The organism is Hydrogenovibrio sp. JE_KL2 (assembly GCF_009296185.1).
Lineage (GTDB): Bacteria > Pseudomonadota > Gammaproteobacteria > Thiomicrospirales > Thiomicrospiraceae > Hydrogenovibrio.
Genome location: NZ_WBJR01000007.1, coordinates 46,223 through 69,059, shown reverse-complemented (window position 1 = coordinate 69,059; position 22,837 = coordinate 46,223). Strand labels below are relative to the sequence as shown.

25 protein-coding genes and 1 rRNA gene are annotated in these 22,837 nt (G+C 43.2%); 16 read left to right on the top strand and 10 right to left on the bottom strand.

Translation table 11 applies throughout. The features are described 5' to 3' along the window. Nucleotides 1-110 (top strand): 5S ribosomal RNA (rrf, locus tag F8R13_RS11315); the annotation flags it as partial. A 51-nt stretch (nucleotides 111-161) separates the two neighbouring features. Here the strand turns inward: rrf and F8R13_RS11310 are convergent. Next, nucleotides 162-1,097: an HDOD domain-containing protein gene (locus tag F8R13_RS11310; protein ID WP_253806447.1), complete on the bottom strand. Its 936-nt coding sequence runs from the start codon at nucleotides 1,095-1,097 to the stop codon at nucleotides 162-164. 81 nt (nucleotides 1,098-1,178) lie between these two features. On the opposite strand from F8R13_RS11310, the gene F8R13_RS11305 reads away from it, so the two are divergent. Then, a complete protein-coding gene (locus tag F8R13_RS11305) occupies nucleotides 1,179-2,384 on the top strand; it encodes a diguanylate cyclase (RefSeq protein WP_152834660.1) in 1,206 nt (401 codons plus the stop codon). 46 nt (nucleotides 2,385-2,430) lie between these two features. Further along, a complete protein-coding gene (locus tag F8R13_RS11300) occupies nucleotides 2,431-3,102 on the top strand; it encodes a putative metalloprotease CJM1_0395 family protein (RefSeq protein ID WP_152834658.1) in 672 nt (223 codons plus the stop codon). A gap of 1 nt (nucleotide 3,103) precedes the next feature. Here F8R13_RS11300 and F8R13_RS11295 read toward each other — a convergent pair whose 3' ends face one another. After that, entirely contained in the window at nucleotides 3,104-3,412 is a 309-nt protein-coding gene (locus F8R13_RS11295) for a helix-turn-helix transcriptional regulator (protein ID WP_029907527.1), read from the bottom strand. Between the two features lie 146 nt (nucleotides 3,413-3,558). Here F8R13_RS11295 and F8R13_RS11290 point away from each other — a divergent pair, with 146 nt between their 5' ends. Both F8R13_RS11290 and F8R13_RS11285 read left to right on the top strand, forming a co-directional pair. Then, complete coding sequence (locus F8R13_RS11290; protein ID WP_152834656.1) at nucleotides 3,559-4,914, top strand: S41 family peptidase; 1,356 nt, start codon at nucleotides 3,559-3,561, stop codon at nucleotides 4,912-4,914. 14 nt (nucleotides 4,915-4,928) lie between these two features. Beyond that, complete coding sequence (locus F8R13_RS11285; RefSeq protein ID WP_253806446.1) at nucleotides 4,929-5,471, top strand: DJ-1 family glyoxalase III; 543 nt, start codon at nucleotides 4,929-4,931, stop codon at nucleotides 5,469-5,471. Between the two features lie 2 nt (nucleotides 5,472-5,473). Here F8R13_RS11285 and F8R13_RS11520 read toward each other — a convergent pair whose 3' ends face one another. Then, nucleotides 5,474-5,623 carry a hypothetical protein gene (locus F8R13_RS11520; RefSeq protein WP_172967760.1) on the bottom strand — a complete coding sequence of 50 codons (150 nt, stop codon included), beginning with the start codon at nucleotides 5,621-5,623 and terminating at the stop codon, nucleotides 5,474-5,476. A gap of 179 nt (nucleotides 5,624-5,802) precedes the next feature. Between F8R13_RS11520 and F8R13_RS11280 the strand changes: the two genes are divergently transcribed. From F8R13_RS11280 to F8R13_RS11270, 3 genes are read left to right on the top strand one after another with little or no spacing between them, the layout of a single operon-like run. After that, nucleotides 5,803-6,201: a twin-arginine translocation signal domain-containing protein gene (locus F8R13_RS11280; protein WP_152834652.1), complete on the top strand. Its 399-nt coding sequence runs from the start codon at nucleotides 5,803-5,805 to the stop codon at nucleotides 6,199-6,201. 50 nt (nucleotides 6,202-6,251) lie between these two features. Next, nucleotides 6,252-7,106 carry a DUF692 domain-containing protein gene (locus F8R13_RS11275; RefSeq protein WP_152834650.1) on the top strand — a complete coding sequence of 285 codons (855 nt, stop codon included), beginning with the start codon at nucleotides 6,252-6,254 and terminating at the stop codon, nucleotides 7,104-7,106. Further along, the gene (locus F8R13_RS11270) at nucleotides 7,099-7,884 is read left to right on the top strand and encodes a DUF2063 domain-containing protein (protein ID WP_152834648.1); all 786 of its coding nucleotides are present in this window, start codon (nucleotides 7,099-7,101) and stop codon (nucleotides 7,882-7,884) included. Before F8R13_RS11275 ends, F8R13_RS11270 begins: the two co-directional genes overlap by 8 nt. A gap of 3 nt (nucleotides 7,885-7,887) precedes the next feature. On the opposite strand, the gene F8R13_RS11265 is transcribed toward F8R13_RS11270, so the two are convergent. Then, complete coding sequence (locus tag F8R13_RS11265) at nucleotides 7,888-8,838, bottom strand: Solitary outer membrane autotransporter beta-barrel domain (RefSeq protein ID WP_172967759.1); 951 nt, start codon at nucleotides 8,836-8,838, stop codon at nucleotides 7,888-7,890. Between the two features lie 55 nt (nucleotides 8,839-8,893). Beyond that, nucleotides 8,894-11,251 carry a bifunctional diguanylate cyclase/phosphodiesterase gene (locus F8R13_RS11260; RefSeq protein ID WP_152834644.1) on the bottom strand — a complete coding sequence of 786 codons (2,358 nt, stop codon included), beginning with the start codon at nucleotides 11,249-11,251 and terminating at the stop codon, nucleotides 8,894-8,896. Between the two features lie 127 nt (nucleotides 11,252-11,378). Between F8R13_RS11260 and F8R13_RS11255 the strand changes: the two genes are divergently transcribed. Genes F8R13_RS11255 through F8R13_RS11245 form a run of 3 tightly spaced genes read left to right on the top strand, consistent with a single transcriptional unit; the run spans nucleotide 11,379 to nucleotide 13,608 of the window. Next, entirely contained in the window at nucleotides 11,379-12,230 is an 852-nt protein-coding gene (locus F8R13_RS11255; RefSeq protein WP_152834642.1) for a YihY family inner membrane protein, read from the top strand. A 56-nt stretch (nucleotides 12,231-12,286) separates the two neighbouring features. Next, nucleotides 12,287-12,808, top strand: a complete 522-nt coding sequence (locus tag F8R13_RS11250) for a sigma-70 family RNA polymerase sigma factor (RefSeq protein WP_152834640.1) — start codon at nucleotides 12,287-12,289, stop codon at nucleotides 12,806-12,808. Then, on the top strand, nucleotides 12,805-13,608 hold the full coding sequence (locus tag F8R13_RS11245; protein ID WP_152834638.1) for a DUF3379 family protein: 804 nt from the start codon (nucleotides 12,805-12,807) through the stop codon (nucleotides 13,606-13,608). The genes F8R13_RS11250 and F8R13_RS11245 overlap by 4 nt, the downstream gene beginning before the upstream one ends. Nucleotides 13,609-13,725: 117 nt before the next feature. On the opposite strand, the gene nrdB is transcribed toward F8R13_RS11245, so the two are convergent. Further along, on the bottom strand, nucleotides 13,726-14,859 hold the full coding sequence (nrdB, locus tag F8R13_RS11240) for a class Ia ribonucleoside-diphosphate reductase subunit beta (RefSeq protein WP_152834636.1): 1,134 nt from the start codon (nucleotides 14,857-14,859) through the stop codon (nucleotides 13,726-13,728). Nucleotides 14,860-15,123: 264 nt separating this feature from the next. Between nrdB and F8R13_RS11235 the strand changes: the two genes are divergently transcribed. Next, nucleotides 15,124-15,591, top strand: a complete 468-nt coding sequence (locus F8R13_RS11235) for a hypothetical protein (RefSeq protein ID WP_152834634.1) — start codon at nucleotides 15,124-15,126, stop codon at nucleotides 15,589-15,591. A gap of 17 nt (nucleotides 15,592-15,608) precedes the next feature. Here F8R13_RS11235 and F8R13_RS11230 read toward each other — a convergent pair whose 3' ends face one another. From F8R13_RS11230 to F8R13_RS11220, 3 genes are all read right to left on the bottom strand, one after another. Then, a complete protein-coding gene (locus tag F8R13_RS11230; protein ID WP_152834632.1) occupies nucleotides 15,609-17,516 on the bottom strand; it encodes an ATP-binding cassette domain-containing protein in 1,908 nt (635 codons plus the stop codon). Between the two features lie 125 nt (nucleotides 17,517-17,641). After that, nucleotides 17,642-18,322, bottom strand: coding sequence for a hypothetical protein (locus tag F8R13_RS11225; protein ID WP_152834630.1), 681 nt, complete (start codon nucleotides 18,320-18,322; stop codon nucleotides 17,642-17,644). A gap of 49 nt (nucleotides 18,323-18,371) precedes the next feature. Further along, nucleotides 18,372-18,926 carry a redoxin domain-containing protein gene (locus tag F8R13_RS11220; protein WP_152834628.1) on the bottom strand — a complete coding sequence of 185 codons (555 nt, stop codon included), beginning with the start codon at nucleotides 18,924-18,926 and terminating at the stop codon, nucleotides 18,372-18,374. Between the two features lie 77 nt (nucleotides 18,927-19,003). On the opposite strand from F8R13_RS11220, the gene tmpT reads away from it, so the two are divergent. The 3 genes from tmpT to F8R13_RS11205 all read left to right on the top strand — a co-directional run bounded on the left by tmpT (nucleotide 19,004) and on the right by F8R13_RS11205 (nucleotide 21,471). Then, the gene (gene tmpT, locus F8R13_RS11215; RefSeq protein ID WP_152834626.1) at nucleotides 19,004-19,666 is read left to right on the top strand and encodes a thiopurine S-methyltransferase; all 663 of its coding nucleotides are present in this window, start codon (nucleotides 19,004-19,006) and stop codon (nucleotides 19,664-19,666) included. Nucleotides 19,667-19,677: 11 nt separating this feature from the next. Beyond that, on the top strand, nucleotides 19,678-20,154 hold the full coding sequence (locus F8R13_RS11210; protein ID WP_152834623.1) for a hypothetical protein: 477 nt from the start codon (nucleotides 19,678-19,680) through the stop codon (nucleotides 20,152-20,154). A 147-nt stretch (nucleotides 20,155-20,301) separates the two neighbouring features. Further along, nucleotides 20,302-21,471, top strand: a complete 1,170-nt coding sequence (locus tag F8R13_RS11205) for a hypothetical protein (protein ID WP_152834621.1) — start codon at nucleotides 20,302-20,304, stop codon at nucleotides 21,469-21,471. Between the two features lie 4 nt (nucleotides 21,472-21,475). Here the strand turns inward: F8R13_RS11205 and yrfG are convergent, their stop codons facing one another. Beyond that, nucleotides 21,476-22,132 (bottom strand): GMP/IMP nucleotidase, encoded by a 657-nt coding sequence (gene yrfG, locus F8R13_RS11200; RefSeq protein WP_152834619.1) that lies wholly within the window; start codon nucleotides 22,130-22,132, stop codon nucleotides 21,476-21,478. Nucleotides 22,133-22,215: 83 nt separating this feature from the next. Here yrfG and nudE point away from each other — a divergent pair, with 83 nt between their 5' ends. After that, the gene (gene nudE, locus F8R13_RS11195) at nucleotides 22,216-22,776 is read left to right on the top strand and encodes an ADP compounds hydrolase NudE (protein ID WP_152834617.1); all 561 of its coding nucleotides are present in this window, start codon (nucleotides 22,216-22,218) and stop codon (nucleotides 22,774-22,776) included. The last annotated feature ends 61 nt before the right edge of the window (nucleotides 22,777-22,837 follow it).

The following is a 22,837-nucleotide window of genomic DNA, read 5'->3' as shown; positions in this document are numbered from 1 at the left end:
GGACCATAGCGAGATGGAACCACCTGATCCCATTCCGAACTCAGTAGTGAAACGTCTCAGCGCCGATGGTAGTGTGGCAGGTGCCATGTGAGAGTAGGTCATCTCCAAGCTTATATTCCGAAAACCACTCTAGCGAGTGGTTTTTTTTTGCTTGTAATTCCTTAATGACTACCGCTTACAAGACCGGGGTTGTTGCCCCATTTTTGTACTGCAGCGGATGCAGCTTTGAATGCATTATCAGGTAGTTCCAAGACACTCTTTGCAGTGTTTCTGTATTCTTTTAATTCTTGGGTGATGTACTGCTCAGTTAGACTGGCACTGACAGTATAGTTTCCTAGGATAATCAGTGCGGTGAGATGCTTTACCTTGGTGTTTGAATGGGTCTGCTTAGAAAAGTCCATATCGTGATGAAACAATATGGCTTTATAGATATCAGGGGATATATTCCAACGCCTGCTGATGATGCCTCCAACAATACAATGGCTAGTTCCTATCATTTCTATTTCTCGAATATAGGAACTGACCGGATTGCTTAATTGTGCATTAAATATCTTTTCGTATTCTTCTTGGTATTTTCTGGATAGATAAACCGCGCCAATGTTTTGCATAAGCGCAGCCATGTAAGCTTCTGATCTTGATATGTCATATACCCAGTAGGAAAGTTCAGCTGACGCCAATCCTGCTTTTGCACCGTGCATGAGTATGGACTTTTCTAAATCGGATTGTGCCAGTACAGAAGTAATGCTGGAGGATAAGAATATATTGTAGATTTCATCCAACCCGAGAAGGTTTACAGCCGCTTTGGCATCCTTAATTTCATTTTTTTCTGAAGTAATGTTTGTGTTGACTAGCGTTAAGAAATTTACAAGAAGTTCGGGATTGTGGCTTATTAGGTTAGCAATTGTAACCGTGTTTGGATATTTTCGATGGAGTTCTTCTTTTAAAAGTAAAAGCTCTTCTGGAACCGTGGGTACGGTAATTTGGCTGAGTATCTCTGAAGCTCTTTGTACTTGACTCTGCATAGGTTCACATATTTTTTTAACTAAACTTTCTTGTAATGAAATATTTTTTATTATTTTGATTAGTATAATAGTCAAAATAAGTTATTTTTCATATTTTTATTTTGGGCCAAGCTTGTGTTAGACGAGAAAATACTGTTGATAGAGGATCAAAGGTCGATGGCATTGCTGTTACAAGCTCGCTTATCGAATTGCTGTCCTAAATCGGAAATTGTATTGGCTCATACATTGCAAGAAGCAAAGAACCAGTTAGAAACGGACGTAGACATCCGTGTTTGTTTGACGGATTTAACGCTGCCTGATTCAAGTAATTATGAGGTTGTTGATTTACTCAAAGAATACAAGGTAACGACAGTTGTATTTACCGGCTCATATAGTGAAGCTGTACGAGACAGGGTATTTGACGCACATGTTGCTGATTATGTCATTAAAGATGGTCAAAATTCGATTGATTACGCTGTTTCAAGTGTGCAAGCATTGTTAAAAAATCCAGAAAAACACATTTGGATTGTATCGGATAACATCAAATTTATTCAAAGATCTCAGGGGCTTCTCAGAATACAACGTTATCAATTAAAGGTTTTTGAAGATTATTCTGATGTCATTCGAGCTTTGGAAACCGGGGTTCCCGATTTGATGATTGTTGAACGCCTTTCTGATGAGCGTAAAATCAGTGTTTATGATTTTGTACGCGAAATCAGAAAGAAGTTTTCAGATCATGATCTTCCACTTCTAGCTATTGAGCAGAATGGCAAACTTAATCAGTCAATTAAATTGATGAAATATGGGGTTGGTGATTTATTATCAGACACCTATTCGCCAGAGGAACTTTATTTGAGGGTCAAAAAGAACCTTGAGCAAAGTCAGGCATATAAAGATATTAAACGCATTTCAGAAATCGATGGCCTAACGCAAATTTATAATCGACGTGCCTTTTTTGAGAAAGCTGAAACCCTTTTTAAGCAGTACAAGCACGAGAGCAAAAGCTTTTTCCTAATAATGGCCGATATTGACCATTTCAAACAAGTGAATGACAAATATGGGCATCAAGTAGGGGATCAGGCAATCATCTTTACCGCATCTTATTTGAGCGCTGTATTTTCAAATGCTTTGGTGGCGCGTTTCGGTGGGGAGGAGTTCATTGTTTTTGGAGAGTGTACTTCCAAAGAAAAGGTTCTGTCGCTTAGTGAAAGCTTTCGCCAAGAAATAGAGACGCAATCATATGCTTCGGTTGAAGTGGAGTTTACAGTCAGTCAAGGTGTGAGCTGTAAAGGAGATTCCCTTGATAAGGCAATAGCGCTTGCAGATGAAGCCTTATACGAAGCAAAAGACTCTGGAAGAAATATGGTTGTGAGTAATATCTAAAAGGATGTAAAATAAAATCATATTAATCAGGCACTTGGACGCAGTTATGGACATATCAACAAGTAGCCCAGCCAGTTTACATTTACTCTCCAGTTCTGACCTTCGAACGATTTCTTCAAAGTTCGTTGATGTGTCTTCAGTAGCACAAAATTCTAGTAAAAACGGACCTTCAGATTCTTCTTCGTCTTCAAATAATTCCAATGACAGTTCATCTTCTTCCGCTCCAAAGCAGAAAGAGTTGCAGCAATTGCAGGCTTATCAACAAGCTATTTTAGAATTGAAAAGCCGTGATCAGCATGTAAAAGATCATGAACAAGCACATCTAAGTGCATCCGGAGGTTACGCTACCAGCGGTGCTTCTTACACTTATCAAATAGGCCCTGATGGCCGGCGTTATGCTGTCGGTGGAGAGGTTGGAATAGATACCTCTCCTGTTCAAGGTGATCCGGCGGCGACTATTCAAAAAGCTCGGATTATTCAAAGAGCTGCGTTGGCGCCATCCGATCCATCTTCTCAGGATTTGAGAGTTCATGCGCAAGCAGTACAGATGGAAATCCAGGCCTCACAGCAATTGAAGCAGGAGAATGACAATAATGGTGACAATTCTTCTAAGGTGAATATTTCTGAGAATGGGGATGAAGCAAGCAAGGAGTCTGAGTCTCAAAGCGTTGATGCTTCAAGACTCAATTTTGAAATCAGATTAAAAATGAATAGCTAGTCTATACTTGGCAGAAAGTTTGTTGCATTGATTCAAGTAGGTTCAAGATTTGGTTGTCTCTTACCTTGCATAAAATCTTACTGCCTTCACGTCGAGAGGTGATGATTTCTTTTTCTCTTAGAATATCAATATGCTGGGAGATATTGCTCTGGGTTGTTCCGACTCTTGAAACAATGTCCATAACAGGCATTTCATTGTTGCCTAGAACGCAAAGAATTTTAAGTCTTAAGGGATGCCCCATCGCTTTTAATGCCTTAGACGCCTTTTCTATGTTTTCTTCTTTCATCGCCAGAGGGCTAATTTCTTCCATGTATTTTCACCATTTTTTTGCGTTAAAAATCAATAACTATTGTAATTCTAATGAAATACTTCTCTATTGTCATCAAAAGTTAACTTATAATTGGAGAGAATTTTTGAATACAGATATATGTTTAAACTAGAAAAAACGTAAAACAAATGGAGTTCTCTGTGAAAGTTTCTTGGGCAAAAAAAGGTTTATGGTTAAGTACCGGGGCAATTTTGGGTGCTTTTATCGTGCTTACCTCCAGCGTGTTTGCTGATAATGCTAAACAACCGGCGACAACTCCATCTGAAAAAGTTATTTCTCAATTGCCGTTGAATGAGCTACGTGCATTTGTGGAAGTTTTTGAACGTATTTCTAAAGACTATGTAGAGCCTGTCAACGACAAGAAACTGCTGGAGGGCGCGATTAGTGGCATGCTGTCTAGCCTGGATCCGCATTCTGCCTACCTTTCGCCTGAAAATTTCAAAGAAATGGAAGAGCATACCACTGGTGAATTCGGTGGTTTGGGAATGGAAGTTGGTCTAGAAGATGGTTTTGTCAAAGTGGTTTCTCCAATTGACGATACGCCAGCCGAGAAAGCAGGGGTAAAAGCAGGTGATTTAATCATTAAGCTGGATGATGAGCCGGTCAAAGGGAAAACATTGGCAGAAGCCGTTAAGATCATGAGAGGGAAGCCGGGCTCAAAAATCAAACTGACAATTGTTCGTGAAGGTGTTGCTAAGCCGATTGTGTTGGAACTGACTCGTGCGGTCATCAAAGTCACCAGTGTTAAGCAAAAGCTGTTGCCTGATGGAATGGGATATGTTCGTATCAGTCAATTCCAATTAAGAACAGGTCCTGATCTGTTAAAGGCAATCAAGAAGTTAGAGAAAGAAAATAAAAAACCTCTTAACGGTTTGGTTTTGGATTTAAGAAATAACCCTGGTGGCGTTCTTCGCGCCGCCGTTCAGGTTGCTGATACCTTCCTAAACTCTGGATTGATTGTTTACACCAAAGGAAGAGTCAAAGATTCCCAGTTGAGCTTTGAAGCTGAGAAGGGTGATGCTCTAAATGGTAGACCAATGGTAGTATTGATTAATGAAGGTTCAGCATCGGCATCTGAAATCGTTGCAGGTGCGCTTCAAGATCAAAAACGTGCTTTGATTGCTGGTAGAACCAGTTTTGGGAAAGGGTCCGTTCAGACTTTGATGCCTTTGAATAATGGTGGAGCTATTAAATTAACTACCGCACGTTACTACACACCAAGCGGGCGTTCGATCCAAGCTAAAGGAATTGTTCCAGATGTCGAAATTGATCGAGTAAAAGTTGAAAAGCTAAAAGCTGCTGAATTTGCTCGTATCAAAGAGAAAGATTTGTCAGGCCACTTGTTAAATGACACCAAGTCAAAATCTGGTTCAGCGAAAGACAAAAACGACCTTGATAGCCTATTGGCGAATGACTTCGAGCTTTATGAAGCGTTGAGCTTGTTGAAAGGTATGTACTTCACTCAGCAAATGGGTACTAAGTAATGACCAAAAAGGTAATGGTACCGCTTGCTCAAGGTTGTGAAGAGCTAGAGGCGGTTACCATTATCGATCTGCTGGTACGAGCCGGTGTTCAAGTGGTTACTGTTAGCTTGGATGATAATCTTGTTATCACAGCTAGTCGCGGAGTTAAACTCGTCGCAGATAGCTCTATCGATAATGTAGATGCTGCTGATTTTGATATGGTTGTCTTACCGGGTGGACTGCCAGGCGCCAATCACCTCAATGATAGTGTAGCGCTGCGAAATTTCCTTACTAGTATGTCAATGAAGCAAGCTCTTATAGGTGCTATTTGTGCTGCTCCCAAAGTACTGGTATCTGCTGGGCTGTTGGACAATAAGAAAGCAACTAGCTTCCCAGGGCATATAGATAAAGTTCCTGCTGAAAATATGACCTATCTAGAAGAAGCCGTTGTCATTGACGGCAATATCATTACTTCTCGTGGCCCTGGAACGGCTATGGACTTCGCTTTGACTTTGATTGAGTTGTTGGTTGGTTCTGAAGCCAAGAAACAAGTGGAAGCAGGTCTGCTTAGACCCTGAGTTTAATGAAGGTGCTTTTTAAGTAACTTTTTAATAGTCTGCGCAAGTTGTTTGGCTTGTTCTTCTGTCAGTTGCACTTTTTGGGAAGGCTTTTTGTCCAACGCTTCAAGTAGTTTGATCAGACGCTTTTTTTCTTCCAGTGCATTACTCATAATCTTTCATCAGTCATTTTCAGTTTGAAGAAGGGTTTAAAATAGTTTACTTTATTTGAAATAAAATCGGTTTTATTGGGTCTAGTTAGTTAGGAATGTCAGTCATGCCGCAGGTAAAGCCTTGGCAAACATTTTTACATTCACAACCTTTAAGCACGTATCATTTTTTGGAGGATACCATGTCTAAATGCTCACGAAGAGATTTTTTAAAGTTGGCTGGCGCATCAGCAGCAGTGGCTGTATCTGGTTCGGCAATGGCTGGGGAAAACCCGTTTGAATTTAAGACCTTGGAAGGTGGTTATCAGCAAGTTGCAGCAGCGCAAGGTAACTGTGGTTCGTCAATGAAGAAGGACGGCCAAGGTAACTGTGGTTCGTCAATGAAGAAGGACGGCCAAGGTAACTGTGGTTCGTCAATGAAGAAGGACGGCCAAGGTAATTGTGGTGCGTCAATGAAGAAGGACGGCCAAGGTAACTGTGGTGCGTCAATGAAGAAGGATGGACACGGAAACTGTGGCGCATCTATGAAGAAAGACAAAGATCAAGCACAAGAAGGTAAATGCGGTTATAAAATGCAGTAACCCTAAAGAAAGCCGCAATCGCGGCTTTTTTTAATCTTTAGATAGTAAAAATGAATTTTGATCCAAATGCAATTCACGGCGTTGGTCTTGGCTTAAGGCGGGATTTCTTTTATGAGATTCTTGATGCCGCGTCGATTGATGTAGACTTCTTTGAAATTGCACCAGAAAACTGGGTGAGTTTCGGTGGGAAAATGGGACGGGATCTTCGTAAGCTAACGGAGCGCTATCCTTTTGTCTGTCACGGATTGTCACTCGACCTTGGCGGAATGGCACCTTTGAATGAAGAGTACCTGCATCAGCTCAAGGCATTTTTCTCGCAGCATGACGTGCGTTACTACACGGAGCACCTCAGCTATTGTGGAGATTCTGGACAGCTGTATGACTTGATGCCCATTCCTTTTACTGAAGAAGCGGTTCATTATGTCGCGGAGCGCATCAAACGCGTTCAGGATATTTTGGAGCGAACGATTGGCATTGAGAATATTTCTTTCTATGCGATGCCTAGCAGTGAAATGACCGAGCAGGAATTTGTAAATGCCGTGGTGAATGAGGCGCAATGCGGCCTGTTGTTTGATGTTAACAACACTTACGTCAATAGCATTAATCATGGTTATGATGCCGTTCAATATATGCAGGCCATGCCGACGAATGCCATGATGTATTTACATATGGCGGGGCATTTTGATGAAGCAGATGATTTGAAAGTCGATACGCATGGTGAAGATGTCAAACAAGAGGTATGGGATTTGTTGGATCAAACCTATGCCATTCATGGCATAAAACCGACGTTACTAGAGCGAGACTTCAATATTCCGCCATTGCCTGATTTGATGTTGGAAGTTGAGCAGATTCGTCTTGCACAACAGCGCTATCAAGAAAGATTCGGCATGAAAAAATATGGATAAGCAAACCGACAATCTTCCGACGTTTCAAAAAATACAACGTGCTTTTTCATCTCATATTCGCGACCCTGAGCATGTTCAATATGACGTTGCCAGTGTTACTGGAGCACTACCGATTGAAGAGAGGCGTCTTAAGCTCTATGAGTCGCTTTTTTTCAACAATGTTTATGAGATATTCACCAATCAATTTCCCGTCTTATTTTCTTTGCTTGGTGAAGCACGCTGGGAAAGCTTGATTAGAGAGTACATGGTGAAGCACCGTGCACAAACGCCGCTGTTTCATGAGCTAGGGCAGGAGTTTCTGCTTTTCTTGCAAAATGAGTATGAGCGGCAGAGTTCGGATCCTCCATTTTTATTTGAACTGGCTCACTATGAGTGGGTTGAAGTTGCATTGGCGGTAGCACCTGAAATAGGGTTTTTTAACAATCCAGAATTTAAACCATCTCTGGATGCCCGTTATGAGCTTTCACCCGTTGCTTGGCCTTTGTCTTATCAGTGGCCGGTGAACCAGATTTCAGTTGATTTTATTCCTGAAATACCCACTGAAGTGACCACTTTATTGGTTTATCGTGACTCGGAAGATCTGGTGCAGTTTATGGCCTTGTCGCCATTGCTGTATCACTTAATTACCCGTTTGGATGAACAGAAAGATTTAACCTTTAAAGCGTTATTGATGGGCTTATCAGAATCGTCAGGCCAGTCTGTAGCTGCTCTCACGTCGTTTGCCGAGCCAGTGCTGGAAATGCTTTATACTAGAGGCATCATTAGGCCAGTTTCATAAAGGTTACTTGAAATTAAATTGTTCAAGGTTGAAGTTGATACTCAATTGTCCGCCTCGGAAGTGTTTGCCTTGCAAGTAACTGAAGCCATATGAAAGATTGTTCCACCATTTGTCTTCATAAGATTTTAAACGAAAGTTAAGATTGGCCTCGTACCAATACTCTGTCGCCAGAGCGTCATGCACTCTGCCATAAGCATCAGTTCTCTTGAACTGCGGGTTAATGGCAACTCCCCAGGTATCCATGGAAACTGTCAAAGGCTCACCAAAATCAATCTTGTTGACCCATAGCGTAGACTTTGCAGAGACTTCTTCAGTTCGCGAAGCAAATACACTGGTTGTAAAGAGGTAAACCGCTTTGGTTTCAAACTGCCATGATGTTTGTTTCGGCAAGATAGGAAAGCGTAACCCAATTGCAGGAATCAGCGATAAAGCGTTGGTTCGCCAATCGAAAGTGACGTATCCGATTTTAGGTGCTCCTGACGTTGTCGTAGGCACGTTGTAATCATGGTAGATTTGACTGTATGCCAGCTCCAGCGTAGAGAACCAACGCACATCAGAATTAAGCTTCCTAGAGTAACCAACTCCTGCACTGAGGGCATTGGCATCCCAGGATGAATCAGCTCGACCATCATTTACCTCGAATTTCTGGTTCATGTCAAAACGTCCATAGCCTAACAGCATAGACCATCTAGAACCGTCATCGTGCATAGGATAGCTTTTACGATAAGGGAGTTTAAATGTCGAAAATGATGATGAAGGGCTGTCCTGAGTTGTCTTTTCAACCGCGTATGTTCCAGCAGATACCGACTCTTGGCTGGTCAAAAAAGTAATAATGCCTGTTGAGGTCGCTAAGTTCTTCCGAATGGCATCAGAAATGTTGGTTTCCGCATACAAGATAGAGGGAAAACAGCTAACAAGGCAAAGCGCGACGAAAAAACGTAACACATCAGGCATGTATGGATTGTGCTCGGAAGATAGAAAATAAAGTTTTTCTGATATTATGCCAGAGCTAAGAAAGACATTTAATTCTAAATTTTTCAGCATTGATTGGCTTGCTGAATAAGAAACCTTGTCCCTCATCGCAATCAAGCTGCTTGAGTATATCTAGCTGGTTAGGCGTTTCAATCCCTTCAGCGAGCACTTTCAGTCCCAAACTATGCCCCATTTTGATAATGGCTTTAACAATTGAACGAGCCTCGCGGTTAAACTCAAGGTCATCGATAAAGCTTTTATCAATCTTGATACGATCGATATTCAAGTGCTTGATATAAGAAAGGGATGAATAGCCCGTTCCGAAGTCGTCAATGGAAATTTCTAATCCCTTTTCCTGTAATAGACTCAAGCAGGTAGAGTCAGGAGAGTCATTTTTCTCAATGTTTTTCATCATGACGGACTCAGTGACTTCAATATCCACTCTATTAGCACTCAGTTTGTTTCGTGATAGCAGTTCTTCGACAAAAGCCCCAAAATTTCCGGCGAGTAATTGGATGGAAGAAGCGTTAATCGCCATTCTCGGCAGTGGCGTCGGACAATCATTCCAGCTCGAAAGTTGTTTGATTGCGGTTTCGAAAACAAATTCTCCAATCTCGTTAATTAGACCAAATTTTTCAGCAAGCGGGATGAACTCGTCTGGTGGAATCTGACGATTTTCCAACGGCCAGCGAATCAGCGCTTCCGCGCCCACCAGTTTCAACGAGTGCAGACTATATTGTGGTTGGTAATGCAGCTCAAAGCTTTTCTCTTTGACCGCCGCTCTCAGGTTTTGTTCCAGCTCATGCAGGTAGCGCAGCTCTTCATTGAGCTGGTGAGAGAACAGACAATAACGGTTGCGACCGCCTTTTTTCGCCTGATACATCGCAAAATCAGCACTTTTCAATAAAGTCTCGGCTGTGTAGCCATGGGTAGGATAGTTGGCGACACCGATACTACAGCCAATCTCATGTTCCACATGATGACCTTTGTTGACGTTTTTCAGGTTGTTAAGCAGATTGGTGGCCATACGCTCCAATTGGTAGGTATCCATTGGGCGATCGATGAGTATCGCAAACTCATCTCCACCAATTCGTGCGAGGAACTGATTTGGCGGCAAAGTGTTTTTAAAGGCCTGTCCGACCTCTTTTAGGAATTCGTCACCCGCGGCATGTCCCAGATGGTCATTCACCCATTTGAAGTCATCCAAATCCATATAGAAAAGGTGGAATGTCTGGTCAGGAGCCTCTTCAATGGTTTTTTGCACTTTTTTATTGAAGCTAAAACGGTTCGGCAGTTGCGTGACGGCATCATAATTGGCGGTGAACTCAAGCTGGTTGTGTATGTTTTTCAGCTCGGTAATGTCCGTCAGGATGATTGAAAAATAAGGCTCCGGCAAACTGGGGTCTTGAATGCTGGAAATGTCGATCATCATCACTTGACGCTCGCTAGCACTGATTTTTCCTTCGCCTCGCCAACCGTGATGGTTGAGCAATTGGTGTTGAATGTCTTTTAAATCCAAATCTTCAAACAGCGTAGTCAATATCGTCCAAATGGTTTGCTCTGAGGGAATGGCAAAAAACTCCAATAGCTTGGAGAGTTTTTTGTTGGTAATCAGTAAGTGGTTGTCTTGGCTGAAAATCCCGATGGCTTCGTTCAGGTTGTGCATCAACTGTCTATCAAGCAACAACTCTCTGGTCCGGTTATGGACGATGGTTTCAAGATTTTCCAGCAACTCCTGTTGAGAGTTGGCAAAGCGTTTCAATTTACGAATGGTTAGAAGTGCTATGCCCAATAAACTTAGGATAATCGGCAGTGCCACCGACAAGATCATATTGCGCATTTCAGAGATCAACTCCGCATACTCTTTTCTGGAGTTGTCAGCATGGCGTTTATAGTCTGATTGTAGCTTAGTCAAAATGTCCTGCACATTGCGCAGCTTCGGCAAGGTGACGTCTACCAGTTGCTTGAGTGCGGCTTCTTTTTTGTCATCCATCAAAAGGTTATAAACTTGATTTTGATAGATTTGGTTTTGCCCCATGATTTTTCGGGCAGAAGAGAGGAGTTCAAGCTGTTTTTTATCAGCGAACTTTTCCAGCCCTTGCAGTACGGTGACGATGATATGTTCGTAGTGGTTCATTTTCATCTGAAGGTCGTCCACTTCAAAAGCATCCTTTGCATTCAGCATGCGAACCATTTGAATACTGCGTTGTGAAGACGCATTGAACAACGCATCAATGTTTTCCTGAAAATCGATGTTCTGAGTATAGGTTTTGAAGGATTTGGAAATTTTCTGTTCGTAGTTAAAGAAAATGCCTGCGGACAATGCCACCAAGATGATGACTAAAGCGTAGCCGATAACCAGAAAATTAACAAAAGTGTTGGAAGACTTATTCATGCGCATATTTTGATAGAATGAAATGACCTTAGCAATTTAAAAAAATTAATGGTGACATGTGTAAATGTTAGGCATAGTTTTTTATTTAAAAAATAAGTGCTTAGGTGATTTTGAGGCGTTTGGATAAATGAAGAGTTTGTTGGTATTTCAGTTGTTTCGTGGCCGATTTTGGATACGCACTTTCCATAACTTCATAAACAAGGATGGATTGGATGCCGTAACCGTGTTGTCTTACACCTCTCTGGTAGGCGTTGTTCCCTTTCTCGGGGTGATTATCAGCGTGCTCTCGGTTACCGATTATTTCAAAAATCGTTCGGCGGATATTGTTAACCAACTGCTGGCACATTTGCTACCGAGCAGCTCGCCCATGGTCGAACAATATCTGCTCGAATTTTCTTCTCATGCCAGCCATTTGAAGGGCGTGGGCATCCTATTTATTTTCATCACCTTTCTATTGATGTTGTGGTCGATTGATAACAAAATCAACGCCATGTGGGACAAGAATACACAACGTAGATTGTGGATTAGCCTGCTGAGCTATTTGAGTATCGCGCTTGTCGGTCCACTGTTGTTGGTGATAAGTTTTACCATGACATCGGTTTTACCAGCATTGGGTGGTATTTCTCCTCAGATAGCCAACTCAGTTTGGTTGTTCAATCTGCCAATATTGATGAATGTGCTGGGCTTCTGGTTCCTGTTTCACTATGTACCTGTCGCCAAGGTCGCGTGGCAAGCCTCGTTCATTGGCGCACTTATCGTCTCGTTTCTGTTGGAAGTGCTCAAACAGGCATTCGTGTTCTATGTTCAGTGGTTCCCAAGCTATGATTTGATCTATGGAGCATTCGCTGCGGTACCGCTGTTTTTGCTTTGGATGTATGTGGTTTGGATGACTGTAATTTTAGGGGCCTCAGCGGTTTATGAGTTAAATCTTGCGCAAAGAGCACTCTTGAAAGAAAAGTTTGAAAGAAATCCAACTTAAAGCAGGTCTAATAACAAAAGAACAATACTCTGTTCAAAAAGCTAGAGACACGAAACTTGAAAAAAGCCCACCCCTTTTTTGAAAAATTAGTCAGAGCCTATGCCAGCGACCTGTATCGGGTGGCTTTCTGGTTGGCAAAAGACAAGCAAATTGCCGAAGACCTGGTGCAAGAGACCTTTGCGCGTGCTTGGAAGTCGATTGACCATTTGCAGGACGAGAAAGCCGCCAAAGCTTGGCTGATGACGATTTTACGAAGAGAAAATGCAAGACGTTTCGAGAAGAAAACACCGGAATGGTTGGAGATAGAAGAGGCTTTGGTGGCCGACGACCCAAGCCACGAACCGGCTGAACAACTGGCGCAGCAACAACTTTACCATGCCATTATGAAACTGGATAACGAATTTAAAGAGCCTTTATTGATGCAAGTGATTTGGGGCTTTTCCGGTGATGAAATCGCCGAACAACTCGACTTGAAGTTGGCAACCGTCAATACCCGACTTTTCCGTGCTCGTCAGCAGTTGAAAAAGTTGATGACCGATGTCCCCGGAAAAGCGCAAATGAAAGGAGGCAGTCTATGAAATCATTCGATGATATTCGTCTAGATGACATCAGCTTCCAACAGCGCCTATGGCAATCGCCAAGTGAATTGGACGATGAAATGAAAGCCTACCTTGAGCAGCATCCTCAAAAGGTCGAATTGGTGAAACAAGCCAAACAGTTTGAAGAGCGTCTGGAACAGGTATTGGATGTTCCGGCACCGGAAGGGTTGCATGAGCGTATTCTCATCAAAAACAGTTTTGAAGCGGCAGGTTCAACAGCAACATTGGCAAAAACACCCAAGACGCGATTCTTAAACTTGGCGGACTTTTCCAGATGGAGCGCGATGGCGGCGTCCATTATGGTATTGGCGATTGGCTTGTCTTTTTATGATTACCATTCCAGTCAAAACGCTTCTGCATTGCAGGGCGATGCTGTTGAAATGGAAAATGCGGTGTTGCAGCACATTGTTGCACACGCAAAAGAAGAACCGGCAATCATGACGAAGAATGCACCAGAACCAACGCCGAAAGAGCTACAACGCATTTTCAAATATGTTGGCGCAACCTTGCATAAGCCGATTGATTTCATGAGTTATGCCGGCGACTGCGAGGTGGATGGCCAAAAAGGGCTACATATCGTTCTACAGGAAGAAGAAGGCCCTGTAACGATTATTGTCTTGCCGCATCGGCAATTGAACGGCATGTATACCTTTGTGCAGGATGGACTGAAAGGTCAGATTATTCCCGTAAGAGGTGCTGTGGTTGCGATTGTGGGGGCGACCGATAAGCAATTGGCGATGGCGCAAATGCATTTCTTTAAGTCGGTAAGTTTTGGCTGATTTGAGCTAAGTTGCTCTAAGCAGGTTTAAGAGTGTGAAGGCGGGGATACCCCAACCTGGTAGATTTTGAATATTTTTCAGGAAAATCTGCCAGGTTGGGGGGCTTGTCTAAAAGATTTATAAAGCGAAATCGTTGAAGTCGTCTTTCTCGACTTTGGAGTCAACCTGACCCACCAAGTAAGAACTGATTTCCGACTCTTGAGGCGCAACCTGAACGTTGTCACTCACCAACCAGTTGTTCATCCAAGGTAGCGGGTTACTCTTGTTCGGGAAAATAGGTTCAAGCTTCAAAGCTTTGATACGGATATTGGTGATGTACTCAACGTAGTCTTTCAATATGCTGGCATTCAAACCGATCATTGAACCGTCTTTGAACAAATATTCCGCCCATTGTTTTTCTTGCTCAGCCGCTTCACGGAAAATTTGGTAAACCATTTCTTCCTGCTCTTTGGCAATATCGACCATTTCAGGATCATCCTTGCCTTCTTTCAGCAGGTTGATCATGTGTTGTGTGCCGGACAGATGCAGTGCTTCATCGCGGGCAATCAACTTGATGACTTTGGCATTACCTTCCATCAACGAACGTTCTGCGAAAGAGAAGCTGCAAGCGAAAGACACATAGAAACGAATGGCTTCCAGTACGTTCACCGACACGATCGTCAGATAAAGTGCCGTCTTGACTTTCTTACGGAACGCATCGTCTTTTTCAATGTCGATTTCTTCTGCATACATCTTGTTGGTCAGGGCGATCAACTCGTCGTAATACTCGGTAACGGTGACAGCACGCTTGACGATTTCTTCATTGGTAACGATGTCGTCGAAAATCAATGAAGGATTGGAAACGATATTGCGGATGATGTGTGTATAAGAGCGACTGTGAATCGTCTCTGAGAAAGACCAAGTCTCAATCCAGGTTTCCAGTTCTGGGATAGACACCAAAGGCAAAAGTGCGACGTTTGGCGAACGACCTTGAACCGAATCCAAAAGGGTTTGGTATTTCAGGTTGCTGATGAAAATATGTTTTTCATGTTCTGGCAAATCCGCATATTCACCGCGGTCTGAAGATAAGTCGATTTCTTCTGGGCGCCAGAAAAAGCTCAATTGCTTTTCAATCAGCTTTTCAAAAATAGGGTGTTTCTGCTGGTCATAACGAGCAACATTGACGTTTTGTCCGAAGAACATCGGCTCTTTCAATGCGTTATTGGATGAACGACAAAAAGTTGAGTAAGAATGTTGATCTTTACAGCTCATATAACCTGTTCCCGTGATATTTTCCTGTGTTTAAATGAACAACGTATCTGTTTAGTTTTATGAAAAAAACGACAGCATTTTTATGTGTTGTAAATGATAATTGTGACGAAATAGTATAGCCAAAAAACACACTTTGCAGTAAAGAAAAGCGGCAATTTTCTGTTAGATTTTTATAGAGAGGCTGGGAATCCTGCGCCAGCTCTAGCATAATAGAGAAAAAACAAGAAAGAAGTCGGCCGTTATGCGGTCATGAGGAGGTCAGTTTTGGATAAATTGTCTTGGATTCAGGGTCGAAAAATTGCGATTTGTGAACCGGATGCAACTCGCGCGCAGCAAATGAAAGCTATGTTGGCATCGTTTGGTCTGGAAATCGCACTTTTCTCGACGCCGGAAGAGGTGACCGTCGAAATCAAACGACGTCACTACACGACACATCGGATTTATCTGACAATATTGATTGACTTTAATTTAGCCAAAACCGCTGAAGCCGAGTGGATGGCTGTCACCCATGACAATCCGAGTATTCTCGAAACACCGATTGGCTTGATGTACGAGCCGCAACATATCGATGACGCGCAAGCCATGCTCAATAAGAAACAGGTGCGTTTCATGCTTCAACAACCTGTGTCCGAAGATGCACTGTATAGACTGTTGAAATTACTGAACCGCTGGAAAGGCAAGCAGCGCCCCATGGCAAATAAAGCAGAGGCAGCTGCTAAGTTGAGTCGCTAGTCGATACAATCGCTCGATTAATTGATTTTCGCTTCTAAAATTTCCCAGCGTTCAAACGCCTGCTCCAGCTCCGCTTCGTGCTTTGCCATATCGTCCAACACTTGCTGATAACCTTCCTGCTGATAAAAGTCTGCTTCAGACATCTTTTCAGCGGCTTGCTCCAATGCCTGCTCCAAAGATTCAATCAACCCCGGAAGCGCGTCATATTCCCGTTGCTCATTAAAGCTGAGTTTCTTGGTTTTGGGTTTGTCGGTTGCCGCAGGACTGGCGTTGTTTGCTTGCTTATCGGCAGTAGATTTTTCATTTGCCGCATGCAATGCTGTGAAACCTTCTGGACGCTGGCGTAACCAGTCATCATAGCCACCGACATATTCATTGACGATGCCCGGTGCATCGAAAACAATCGAGCTGGTCACCACCGAGTTCAAGAAAGCACGGTCATGGCTGACGATGAGCACGGTGCCTTGATAGTTAAGGAGTAACTCTTCGAGTAGTTCGAGCGTTTCAACATCAAGGTCGTTGGTCGGTTCATCGAGAATCAGCAGGTTTGATGGCTTGGCGAATACGCGCGCCAACAATAGGCGGTTGCGCTCTCCACCGGACAACGCTTTAACCGGCTGGCGAGCACGTTCCGGCGAGAAGAGGAAGTCCTGTAAATAGCCCATGACATGCTTACGTTGCCCGTTGATTTCGATATAGTCGGATTCTTCCAGCACGCTTTCAATCACTGGCGCTTCTTCATCCAGTTGCGCACGATGTTGGTCGAAGTAGGCGATTTGCAAATTCGTACCCAATTTGACACTGCCGGATTGCGGTTCCAGTTTGCCCAGTAGCAGGTTGAGCAGGGTCGATTTCCCGCAACCGTTTTCTCCGATAATCCCGACTTTATCGCCACGCATTACCATGGTGGAGAAGTCTTGAACAACGGTCTGGTTCGGCCAAGCAAAAGACAGGGCTTCCACTTCAATAACTTGTTTACCGGATTTATCGCCAACATTCGATTGCAACTGCGCCTTGCCTTGAACACTACGACGCGCTTTGTGTTCTTCTCTAAGCTTTTCCAAAGCACGCACACGCCCTTCATTACGAGTGCGACGTGCTTTGATGCCTTGGCGAATCCAGGTTTCTTCTTGAGCCAGTTTCTTGTCGAATTCGGCATTGGATTTTGCTGCGGCTTCCATCTTTTCTTCTTTGCGCTGAAGATAGGTTTGGTAGTCACATTCCCAGTTGCTCAGGCTGCCACGATCAAGTTCAACAATGCGTGTTGCCAGCGCTTGCAGGAAAGCACGGTCATGCGTGATGAACACCAGACTGCAATTCAGGTTTTTCAGAAAATCTTCCAACCATTGGATGGACGGAATGTCCAAGTGGTTAGTCGGCTCGTCCAGCAACAAAATATCCGGCTCTTGTACCAGTGCTTTTGCCAGTAACACGCGGCGTTTCATCCCGCCGGAAAGGGAAGAGAATTCGGCATCGGCAGGCAAGCCAAGTTTGGAAATCACGGTTTCGACACGTTGACTGAATCCCCACCCATCGGCAGCTTCAATCTTCTGTTGCGCCTTGGTCATTTTGTCCAGCACTTCGTCGGAGTAGTTTTCAGCTACCTCATGGCTCAATTGATGGAATTGCTCGATCAGTTCGCCAATATCACCAAGCCCTTGAGAGATGATGTGAAACACGCTGCCATGCATATCATGCGGTACTTCCTGCTGTAGCTTGGCGATTTTGACACCATCCTGCACGATACGACTGCCGTCATCGGCTTCAATGCTGCCCTCAATGACTTTCAACAGAGTGGATTTCCCTTCACCATTTCGCCCGACAATACAGACGCGCTCATTCGGCTCGATCTGAAAGTGGATATGGTCCAGTAAAGTTTGGGTGCCGTAGCTGAGTTGCATGTCGCGTAAGAAAAGTAGAGCCATAAACCGAGTGTCGCCTAAGTGGTTAATATTCAGGGTGATTAAAATTCAGGGCGTTATTATACCAATGCGCCAGATAGGAAGCAGGATAAGAAAGGGGATGTCCGCAGAAATCTGCTAAAAGCCTGTTACAAGATGCTTAAAATGACATTCCCAGTCGACTTGGTGCGCACAATGCGGATTTTGTACTCCGACTGCCTTTCCCAAAATTTGATGATTGCCAAGGTCGAGTCCGGCGAAGAAGCCCATAAATTGAAGAGTAGCAGACAGTTTTTATGTTTCAGGCTTTTGAGTTGATACAAGAAAGCTTCATCACAAAAAACGTCTGGCATGGCATCGCCATCATATAGGTCAACAAGTACTGCCGAATAACTGTCACCGTTTTGTACCGATTCGTCGATAAAATCCAGCGCATCGCGATGATGCACGAAGATGGCCGGGTCTTCCGTCATATAGAAATAGGTCTTCGCAGCCTCAATAACCGCTTCACGAAGCTCCACCACATGGTGTTGTGCTTTCGGCCAGAAACAGTGCAAGTGGTTGGTCAGTAAGCCGCCACCCAGACCAAGCATCAATGTCTTTTCAACAGCATGCTTTTGCGCAAATTCATCCAATAAATCCAACATGCATTGTTGGTATTCAAACGCCAAGGTCATTGGCGCTTGGAAGAACAGACGACTTTGTTCCACCGGCGAGTCGAAGTACAAGCTGCGGGTGGTATCCGTGTCGATCACTTGTATCAAACCGTGTTCATCCCGCACGGAATGAATCAGTCGACCCTTTGCCGGATAAGACACTTTTTTTATCATGAATTTAGACAGTTTTTTCAGCAAGGTTTCGGTTCCAAATAGTGGTCGATTACTGCAAATACCACAAACGGGCTTTCAGCCCCATGCTGGTGGTGAAGCCGACTTCCACAAACTGTATCTGACCTTTTTTGTCGACGATAAAGCTTGCCGGCACCGCGCGAGCGCCAAAGGCTTTCATCAGCTTGCCATCTTGGTCATTCACAATCAAATTAGGGTTCATGCCATGTTCTTTAGCAAACGCCAGCAGTTCGGCATCCGTACCCGATTGCGTGGCGATGTTGATGACATTGTATTTCTCTGCGACACGTTCGATGCCGTCACGCTCATAAGCGCAAATCGGGCACCAAGTCGCCCAGAACTGAATCAAGACCGGCTTGCCTTGGTAATCCTGAATATGTACGGGCTTACCGGTGATGCTGGTGGTTTGGATGTCCGGCACTTGACCATGAATCACATCGCCTTGCATCAGGGGGCGGGCAATTAAAAACAAAATAATAGTGCCGACAATCCAATAGGTGTTTTGCACCCAAGTCTTACGCCAGAATGGCGTCTCCTCGGTTGAAGGAGGGTTGGGTGGAGTTTCTTTTTGTTGTGTATCGCTCATGGTTTGCCTTGAATTGATGTGTTTGCGTTGCATGCTATTATAAGCATCATTCACGAATATAAAAATTGGAGACAGGATTGCAAAACGATTTTTGGCATCAAATGTGGGCATCCGGCGTAGTTGGGTTTCATCAACCGGAGGTAAACGCCTATCTCAAAGCACACTGGCATAAATTACTCACTAGCGATAACAAGGCAATGGCGGGTGAAGTGTTGGTACCGCTTAGCGGCAAATCACTCGATATGCTTTGGCTGAAAGAACAGGGGCACGACATCCTTGCCGTCGAGTTAAGCTTAAAGGCTTTGGAAGAATTCATTGAAGAAAATCATCTGCACCGTCGTTTTAGCATTCAAGACTTGGCGCATGAGCGTTTTTGCGGCTATGAACTGGAAGCTATGCGTTTGTTCTGCGGGGATTTCTTTCATTTAACCCGTGAAGATTGTCAGGATGTTGTTGCCGTTTATGATCGTGCGGCGTTAGTTGCCTTGCCACCAGAGATGCGCGCGGATTACACCAAACACCTGCTTGAAATCTTACCGTCAGATACCCCAATGCTATTGATTGCCTTGGACTACGACCAAAGCGTTAGAAACGGTCCGCCGTTTGCCGTCAGTGAACAAGAAATCCACACACTGTATGGCGAGCACTACCAAATTGAAAAAGTGCAGGAAGATAAGTTTGAGCGCAAAGGTGTCGAGACGGTGGAAACAACCTATTTATTGGCGCCTTGTTCAAAGTGAAAGGAATTTTAATGGATTGTTTTGCTATTTTAAAAACATCAAAAATCTACCAGGTTGGGGGAGCAACATTCGTTTTTATTTTTTTGTTGCTTTCAAGCCATCAAGCAAGTGCCGAAAGTTCACCCCCTGTTACGGCTGAAATGGTTGATAGCTATTTAGAGCAAGCTTTGAGTACTTTTTCTGATCAAAAAATCCAACGCTATGAAAAGGGTTATTTAGAGACAGCAGGTATACGCAGTAAATACCCGCTATTACAGGATAAGAAAGAATATCTCAAAGCAGATTTGTCTATGGTCTATATGACACCAGAAGAAAAAAAAGAGTATCGAGCTGCTTTTGAGAAAAATATACAGCGCTATAGAAAACTCACCGGGTTAAACATTCGTATGACGACACAACAGGAACGAAATGCTTATTTCAATATGGTTATTACTAAGACAGATATAACCGCAATTACCAGTTATAAAGGTTATAAAAACTACTTCTAAAAATCTAAAAATCAATGGGGTCAGACTCGATTGATTTCGTGCTTAGGGTAGGGGTTATGCAAACAACTAAACACTTAGCACAATAAGCAATGTTAAAAATTTACCAGGCTGGGTATTTTTGTGTAGAAACAGGATGAGGCATCAACCATGAAGAAAAGCATCATGAATCAAAGCAAAAATACATCATTGTTTTTTCAGTTTTTGTCTGTAAGCGAAAAGAAAATTATAGGTTTAACTTTTTTAATTTGCTTGGGCGGGATTCTCTTTTATCTCGGCAATACTTATGCAAACCCAGCACCCAAAAGAACGATTGTAGATTCTTATGGACGTTGTAAGTTACAACAGGGAACTTTAGTCAACATCGATCCTAGTTCTGTTAAATATCCAACGCCTGTTTATGTTTGGAAAAAAGATGGGCATAGAGAAGTTGTTGAAAACTGTATTCCCGATTTAGATCAAAAATTAGTAAAGTCACTTTCTAAAAAGCGAAAGGAACAACTCGTCACAAATTTCTTTGCTATTTATCGAATGACTGAACACAGTAATAAAGATCCCAATCTTTATCCTAAGGATGTTGATGATAGTAAAGACAACAGGGTCAGTACGGCTTTCTTGCTAATGCAGAAAGAAGTTCAGAAGGGTTCAGAGTTAGCCTATCTGGATATGCATTTGCATGATTACTATAATTTGGATATGGGGAATTATCCTCTTCAATTTTCAGAAGAAAATCCCTATTATCAGCGTTTAAAAAAATTGGCTTATAGTGGTGATGCAGATGCTATGTGTTTGTTCAGTCAGCGCATTCCAACGCCATTTGCTGGATACAGTGATTTAATTCAGAAAAGTAGAAAAACAGAAAATAAAACTCTTCAAATAAGACGTTTTAAACAAGGGCCTAAAGATAAATGGATCAGAGGTATTATAAAGGCTGCTGAAATGGGATCTGGGCAGTGTATGAAGTTCTATTCAGATTTTTTGCTAGGCAACATTATGGGAGTCAGCTATGCAGAAATTATTCCGAAAGATAACATACTAGGCAAACATTATCTTATTAAAGCTGGGCAAAAAAATAATCAAAATGCTATGTTTGCTTTAGCGTACAACTATGGGAATGCGGCTAACGGTTTTTCTTATAACTTAGGCAAAGCCAAGTGTTGGGCAGATAAGTTATCAATGGCAACTTCCGAGCTGAACTATCGCATAGCGGGTCTTAGATACAATATCAAAGGCGATATCTATTTGGCGAAACTAAAAGGTATTGCGTTAAACCAATTTAATAGTTATGACCCAGACAACAACTGTGAATTAATGAAATAAAGCATTAAGGCATGATTTCATTGAAGTTCTCAAAATGAGGGAAACCTTTGGGGTCCACTTTATCCATATTCGGGCTAACGTGCGTGGCCGCAACACAGTATCGAATACCAAAGTCTTGTGCGGTTTGCAGTGCGTGGATATTGTCATCAATCAACAGTGTTCTTTGCGGGTTGAATGGGAAGTCTGACTGGATTTTACGCCAGATATCGGCGTTTTCCTTAGGTATGCCATAGTCATGTGCCGAGACCATGGCATCGAAATAATCACCGATTTCCGTCATTTCCAATTTAATTGCCAAGCTGTCTCGGTGGGCGTTGGTGACCATAATCACTGTTTTTCCCAATTCCTTTAGGCGTCTCAAGAAAGTCATGACTTCAGGATGTGCTTGAATCATGTGCTTCAAGTCACGCTTCAATTCGGCAACGGGGAGTTGTAGTTCTGTTGACCAGTAATCTAAACAGTACCAGTTCAAAGTGCCGGTTTGTGAGTGAATCTTCTCATGGATGATTCGGTTGGCTTCATCAATGGTGAGGTTATTTTCATTGGCATAAATCTCCGGTAGATAGGTCATCCAGAAGTGCCAGTCGAAATGTAAATCCAGTAGAGTGCCGTCCATATCCAATAAAACGGTATCGATGGTTTGCCAGTTAATGGTGGTCATAAGTGTGAGTGCTTTGCCTATTTTTATCTTGGGTTGAAAGGGTTTTTATCGCTTTTTCAGTTGCCTTTCACTATGATTGCATTATGAAAAACGAAAATCCTTCAGAACAATTTCCTCGTATTTTAGCGAAAAACGAAACGGTTAAGTCGCGGATTTTTACCGTGGAAACCATGGCGTTGCAATTTGCCAATGGCGTTGAGGTGGAATACGAGCGACTTATCAGCTCCAAAAACGGTGCGGTGCTATTGGTACCGGTGTTGGAGGATAAGATGGTACTGATCCGCGAGTATGCGGCTGGCGTTGAGCGCTATGAGCTAGGCTTTCCGAAAGGCAAAATCGATGCGGGTGAAGGCTGGGAGCAAGCGGCTATCCGTGAGAGTCAGGAAGAGATAGGTTACTTCCCGCAAAAGGTTGAGTTGCTGGATTCGTTGACCTTGGCGGCGGGTTACATGACACACCATACCCATATTGTTTTGGCAGAAGAACTGACACCACAAACCGCAGAAGGCGATGAACCTGAACCTTTGGAGGTGGTTTATTGGCCGTTGCAAGAGTGGCAGAGCTTATTGGCGCATCCTGAGTTTTCGGAAGGACGGGCTTATGCCGCTTTGATGTTGCTGTTGAACTATAAGGGCATTATTTGAGGCTATGTTGAATTGCCCCAACCTGGTAGATTTTATGCAAAAATCTACCAGGTTGGGGTAG